Below are 3,533 nucleotides of genomic sequence, written 5' to 3'. Positions count from 1 at the left end.
ATGCAGCGGATTGCAAATCCGTGGACCTCGGTTCGACTCCGGGAGGCGCCTCCATCATTTAGAAGAAACCAGTCCTTGTGGCTGGTTTTTTCGTTTTTGGCTTCCCCCGTCTTTGAGTCACTATTCTTTCTTAAACAATTTGCTTTGCATCACGTCACACCTTCTACCCTAAGTTATCTTCGACTAACCCTACAATTCACCTGTCGTTGATAAACCGGTAAATAAATCGAAGTCACAATTAAACATAATGCTCAATTTGTTTCATTTTTTTATGGGATAACCCTGATTAAAACATGCGTATGAGTGATAGTGTTCTTCTCTATATTTCTTTAATTGCTCTATAAGAGGTTCTTAATATGCAATTTAGTCTAAAGAGGAAAATGGTTTTCTCTGTCGTTTTGGCGATTGCAGTGACATCTGCCATTCTTCTTTTTATGGGTTATAAAACCTTTCAAAACAACAGCTGGCAAGCGATAGAAAGCGAGAGTCGCAACACACTGCAAGCACACGCGAAAGGGATCAGTGATTGGTTCCATGATAAGAAACAAGCAGTGCATGGCTTAAAACAGCAAGTGCAGCTTAATCCCTCATTAGATATTGTCCCTCATTTGCGTCAAACTCTTGTGTCTGGTGGCTTTGGATTGAGTTATTACGGTAATAAAGAGGGGGAGATGTTCCGTCATGATCCTTCGCTTAATAAAGCGGGTTATGACCCAAGAGTCCGAGGTTGGTATAAAGAGACTTTGGCTCAGAATAAAGCCGTCACAACAAAGCCGTATGTTAGCGTCACAATGCAAGCGCTAGTCGTAACACTTACTGACCCTGTCACCGTAAACGGCTCCATTATTGGTGTTGCTGCTTCAAACCTTGCGTTAGATAAGCTGATTAAAGACGTATTGGCGATTCAGGTTCCAGGAAATGGACGTGCGATTCTCATTGATAAAGAAGGTACGGTCGTTGCGCACCAAAACAAAGAGTTCATACTTAAACAAGTTAACGAGATCGCGCCTGAACTCAGTGTTTCTGGTTTAAACAGCGCTGCGCAGAATCTAACGACGATCTTTACTCAAGTTGATGGTAACGAACGAGTGATCATGGCGGAGCCAATCAATGGCACCGACTGGCTGCTTGTGATTGAAATGGATAAAGATGTATTGGAACAACCTCTGTTCGATATGTTGGTGAGCCAAGTCACAATAGGTTTGATTGTATTGATCGTGATGGCGGCAGCAACGTCTTGGTTTGTTGCTCGACAGCTGGTGGAGTTAGGGCGAGTAAGTGAAGCTCTCGCAGATATCGCTGAAGGGGAAGGTGACTTAACGCAGCGCCTTCAAGTCTCAAGCAAAGACGAAGTAGGGCAACTCGCCGATAAGTTCAATGTGTTTGTAGACCGACTTCATGGAATGATGACAAATGTCACTCAAGTTTCAAGCGCAATGAACAATGGTGCAGAGCACGCCAATAGCAGCGCATTGAAGCGTAGTGATAGCGTAAGCAGGCAGCAAGACGAAATCACCATGGTGGCAACCGCAGTGACTGAGATGGCGACGGCGACCTCTGAAATTGCTGCTAACGCTGACAACACAGCCAAAAGTGCGACTCACTCTGTTGAATTGAGCGAGCAAGGCTTTCAACAGATGGCCAAGAGTCAATCATCGATCAACGAGCTAGCAACCGAGCTAACCAGTGCTGTATCTATCATTAGTGAGTTGGAAGAACACGGTCAGCAAATTGCGTCTATTTTGGCGACAATACGTGAAATCGCTGAGCAAACTAATTTACTAGCGCTCAATGCAGCGATTGAAGCCGCTAGAGCTGGCGAACAAGGTCGTGGTTTTGCTGTGGTTGCGGATGAGGTTCGAGTGCTTTCTCAACGCACTCATGCTTCAACAGAAGAAATTGAAGACAAGATCAAGCGTTTGCAGCAAGCGACTAATGGTGCGGTGAAAGTGATGACACAAAGTCATGATATGGCGAAGACAAGCGTGCACGATGTAGACATGGCGGGAGAGAGCTTGGCTCAAATCCGTGAAGCGATTCAGATGATCAGCGACATGGCGACTCAGATCGCTTCTGCTGCTGAAGAGCAATCACTGGTTACTGCGGAAATTAATACCAATACTGAGTCTGTGCGTGAAGTAAGTGATGTTATGGCGTTGGACGCAACTGATGCTGTTTCACAAGCGGATCAGCTCAGCCACTTAGCTAGCGATTTGAAGCAAGAGTTGTCACGATTCAAGCTTTAATAGATGGATAAATAAGCATCAACATAAGTTCGATACTAAAAAGAGCACAGGCTGTAATAAGCCTGTGCTCTTTCTTTATTCGATTTAAGAGATGCTCAGTGTTGGTCAAAGAAATCCTTATTGCGGATATATTTGCTCATCAAGTGATAAGAGAAAGGTCGTATCAACCAGCTAAAAATAGATCGTCCAAGACGAATAAAGGTTGGCGTATTCTCATAGATTCTGCCGTTGTAGAGCCAAAGTACCTTTCCTACATGCCAATACAGTATAGGTACGGGCGGCATGAAGGTGACGATGTCAATGTCACAACAGATGCGGTAGGTTTTCCTACGCAAACGATAGTGTTTTCGAAAACTCCAGTCACCAATCGCAGGTTGTCCAAAGGTCACGATTCGTTTGATGCAACCAGGGTATTTCTGGTCAAAGTAGTCGGCAAACACGCAACCAATTGCGCCACCGGAAGAGTGACCCGTAATTGAGATTCTTTTGCCTTGTTCTAAAAGAGGGACGAGCGTCGTTTCCAATCGTTCGATTACCGTCAAGCCGAGCTTATCTTCATTCCTGTTTGGTTGGCTTTCTTGAAACATTAGATGATAGAAACCCGCATGAACACGATAATTGAGCCCAATTCTTTTACAGCTTCTTGTCCATAGAGCAAAAGTCAGTAACCAATCTGAGATGCTGTGCGATCCTTTGATAACAACAACCACTTCATCTTTGTCGCTGCTCCATAACACGCGAATCATAGTTTTACCAAACTGGTTCTTTATGATGCGTTGTCCATTAGGGTCGAAACCATAACGAGTTTGCTTGAAAACTCGGGGGTAGGCGAGGTTACAGAGAACGGCGTAGCGCTCATATTGGTATCGTTTTAATGGTTTCACATTTTTACTTCTTAATAAGAGTTACTTAAAACTTTAGTTGTTGAATGTGAAAAGCACATGAAAACACCATTTGTTTGATTCATTACAGAAAAACCGAAATAGGCTGCAGTCGCTAAAAGCTAATAATGGTTAGTAAGTTACACTGTTAGAATAGAGAGTGGCGTATAAAAACCGTACAATCCGAATCAAATTTATTCTTTGGAGAGTGATAATTAATCATTTGAATTAAAAGATAAAATTTATTGTTGACGAATTTTTTTCATCCGTTAAAGTACATCTCGTTCTCACGGCTCAGGTCGCAGAGAGATGGTGTTTTACTTTTCGGTAATCGGCATCGCAAGATTGCGTTGCCCTGGTGGTGGAATTGGTAGACACAAGGGATTTAAAATCCCTCGGCGTTCGC

2 protein-coding genes are annotated in these 3,533 nt (G+C 43.5%); one reads left to right on the top strand and one right to left on the bottom strand.

From position 1 onward, the window contains the following. The first annotated feature begins 380 nt into the window (after positions 1-380). A complete protein-coding gene (locus ACED48_RS20240) occupies positions 381-2,246 on the top strand; it encodes a methyl-accepting chemotaxis protein (RefSeq protein WP_017058214.1) in 1,866 nt (621 codons plus the stop codon). Positions 2,247-2,341: 95 nt separating this feature from the next. On the opposite strand, the gene ACED48_RS20235 is transcribed toward ACED48_RS20240, so the two are convergent. After that, positions 2,342-3,130 carry a lipase gene (locus ACED48_RS20235; protein WP_017058215.1) on the bottom strand — a complete coding sequence of 263 codons (789 nt, stop codon included), beginning with the start codon at positions 3,128-3,130 and terminating at the stop codon, positions 2,342-2,344. Positions 3,131-3,533: the final 403 nt, after the last annotated feature.

This window comes from Vibrio sp. 5S239 (genome assembly GCF_041439575.1).
Lineage (GTDB): Bacteria > Pseudomonadota > Gammaproteobacteria > Enterobacterales > Vibrionaceae > Vibrio > Vibrio kanaloae.
The sequence above is the reverse complement of the archived record's forward strand: the minus strand, read 5'-3'. Positions and strand labels throughout refer to the sequence as shown.